Annotated in this window: 3 protein-coding genes; 2 read left to right on the top strand and 1 reads right to left on the bottom strand. The window is 67.8% G+C overall.

What is annotated here, in order from left to right; all coding sequences use genetic code 11:
• The coding region (locus tag B2W70_RS13320) for a sulfite exporter TauE/SafE family protein (RefSeq protein ID WP_286746363.1) at window positions 1–707 on the top strand (707 nt) is incomplete at its 5' end.
• Here B2W70_RS13320 and B2W70_RS13325 read toward each other — a convergent pair.
• Entirely contained in the window at window positions 689–1918 is a 1230-nt protein-coding gene (locus B2W70_RS13325) for an SMP-30/gluconolactonase/LRE family protein (protein ID WP_286746365.1), read from the bottom strand. The two genes, B2W70_RS13320 and B2W70_RS13325, sit on opposite strands and share 19 nt — an antisense overlap.
• 219 nt (window positions 1919–2137) lie before the next feature.
• Between B2W70_RS13325 and B2W70_RS13330 the strand changes: the two genes are divergently transcribed.
• Window positions 2138–2386 (top strand): DUF2061 domain-containing protein, encoded by a 249-nt coding sequence (locus B2W70_RS13330; RefSeq protein WP_286746367.1) that lies wholly within the window; start codon window positions 2138–2140, stop codon window positions 2384–2386.
• The last annotated feature ends 98 nt before the right edge of the window (window positions 2387–2484 follow it).

The following is a 2484-nucleotide window of genomic DNA, read 5'->3' on the forward strand; positions in this document are numbered from 1 at the left end:
GGCTGATCATCGTGCCCTCGCTGTTCGCGCTGTTCCCGCAAGCGGTGCCGGCCACGCTGCTGGGCACGAACAAGGCCGCGTCCATCTGGGGCACGGGCTGGTCGGCCTGGCAGTTCGCCAAGCGCGTGAAATTGCCGTCGAAGCGGCTGCTGGGTGCCATCGTGGCGGCCATGCTGGGCGGGCTCATCGGGGCCTGGCTGGCCACGCGCGTGCCCGCTGACCGATTCAGGCTGGCCCTGCCCCTGGTGCTCACGGCCGTGTGGGCCTACACCTTGTGGCGCAAGGACCTGGGGCACACGCATGCGCCGCACCTCTCATCCCGAGCGGAAGCGCTCACCGCCACAGGCCTGGGCGGCCTCATCGGCTTTTACGACGGCGTGTTCGGCCCGGGCACGGGCAGCTTCTTCGTGTTCGCGCTGGTGCGCTGCCTGGGTTGGGACTTCCTGCACGCCAGCGCAGCGGCCAAGCGCCTGAACTTCGCCACCAACGTGGCCGCGCTGGCCTGGTTCATCCCGGCCGGACACGTGGTGTGGGCGCTGGCTTTGCCCATGGCCGTGGCCAATGTGCTGGGCAGCAGCGTGGGCACGAAGCTGGCGTTGAGGCACGGCGCAGGCTTCGTGCGCGGGGTGTTCCTGGTCGTGGTCGCGGCGCTGGTCGGCAAGACCGGCTGGGACGCCTGGCGGCTGCTTCAGGGCTGGGCTGGCTGATCGGCCTGAGCCGGCATCCAACCGATGTCGTGCGCGTGCAGGCTCTGCACGAACCACTTGCCGTCGGCTTCGGTCACCGCGGTGGTTTCAGGGTAGGCGCCGCTCGGGTCCTGCAGGTCAGCCAGGATGCGACCGGTGTCATCGAATGCGATCACGTGACCATAAGCCTTGGGCACAGGCCACAGGGCGCGAGGCAGGCGCAGCGTGATCGAGCGCATGATGGGGTGCTGGGCTGCGGCATCGATGACCGGGCTGCGCGGCTTGGTCAGGCCCACCCAGATGCGCCCGCCCTCGCCCCGGATCAGGTTGTCGGGGTAGCCGGGCAGGTTGTCGATCAGCACCTTGGCGGCGCCTTGTTGCATGGCCTGCTGGATGGTGGGCACGCCGACGTGGCCATCAAAAGTGCGCACCAGCGAAAGCTTGGCCAGGTCGATGGCGAGCACGCGGTAAGTCGCAGTCTCGGACAAGAACATCTGCTTGCCGTCGGCCGAGAAGGCAATGCCATTGGGGAAGCACAGGCCGGTCAGGGCCACGCGGGCCTGCAGGGTGGCCGGGTCCTGCGCGATCAGGCGGCCGGAGCAGCTGTGCTCGAGGATGTCGAGCACGCTGGCTTCGAAGGTGCCGCCGCTTTCCTGGGCCCCGAAGCGCCGCGAGGCGTCCGTCAGCCACAGCGTGCCACCCGGGCCCACCTTGACAGCGTCGGCATAACGGACCGGGTCATCGGGCACGGGGTGCGACACCTTCGTGAGGATGGGCTCAACCTTTGCCTGAGCGCCCTGGCCGCTCACACGCAACAGGCCCTTGTAGGCGTCGGCGATCAGCAGGCGCCCCTGCTCGTCCACATCCAGGCCCAGTGGTCGACCGCCGGTGTTGAGCACCGTCTCGCGCTTGCCGGTGGTGGCGGTGTCGACCCGGATGACCTCGCCATTGCTCAGACCGGTGTAGAGCCAGCCCTGGTGGGCCACCATGTGCTCCGGCCCGCTCTGCCCCTCGCCCAGGGCGATGCGCTGCAGGCCCTTGAGCCGCTCGTTGGGCTGGTGGGCACCGGTGTAGCCCGCGTCCTTGGGGGCCTCCCAGGGCACCGGCGAGACAGGGATGGGCCAGAACAGCAGGTAGGCCGCAGCGGCCACCAGGGGCGTGGCCCAGGAAGCGATCCAGGCCATGCGGCCACGCTGGCGAGAGGCGGGAGAGGTCGGGCGAGACAGGGTCATGGTCGGGCTCCAGGCAATCCGTGGAGTATTCAACAAAGCCCCGGGTGCGCCGAGGGGGGCTGCCCTGGGACGCCACGCGTTGTGGCCTCCACGCCCCACCCATCAACGAAATCTATCAAAACAATTTGAGCAATTGCCTGGATCTTTTGCACCCAACCCCGAACAATGAGAACCATTCTCAAAAACATCTCGGCGTTTCACCCAGCAAAGGAGCTCACCATGGCCAAGACCGCAACATTCGGCGTGATGCACGTGATCACGGCCTTCAGCGTGACCTACGCCATGACGGGCAGCGTCACGGTGGCCGGTGTCGTCACCTTCGTCGAGCCGCTGGTCAACACCGTGATGCACTACTTCTTCGACAAGCACTGGGACCACCCACGCGTGAAAGCACTGCGTGAGCGCATCGCCAGGGCGGTGCCCAGCATGGCGCCGCAGGTGATCAGGCAGCAGGTGGACGCGGTCTGAGCACCTTGGCTGTTGGTTGGGTTGGTTTTCGTGCGGCGGGTGGTGCGTGGCTCGCTGGGTGGGCTGGGTGTGAGCCGGCCCTGCGCGGGGCACCACCG

The organism is Aquabacterium sp. UBA2148 (assembly GCF_002328915.1).
In the GTDB taxonomy this organism is placed as follows: domain Bacteria; phylum Pseudomonadota; class Gammaproteobacteria; order Burkholderiales; family Burkholderiaceae_C; genus Aquabacterium; species Aquabacterium parvum.

Excerpts from the sequence above, each read along its gene's own strand:
- B2W70_RS13325 (WP_286746365.1), bottom strand. The coding sequence starts at position 1,918 with ATGACCCTGTCTCGCCCGACCTCTCCCGCCTCTCGCCAGCGTGGCCGC.
- B2W70_RS13330 (WP_286746367.1), top strand. The coding sequence starts at position 2,138 with ATGGCCAAGACCGCAACATTCGGCGTGATGCACGTGATCACGGCCTTC.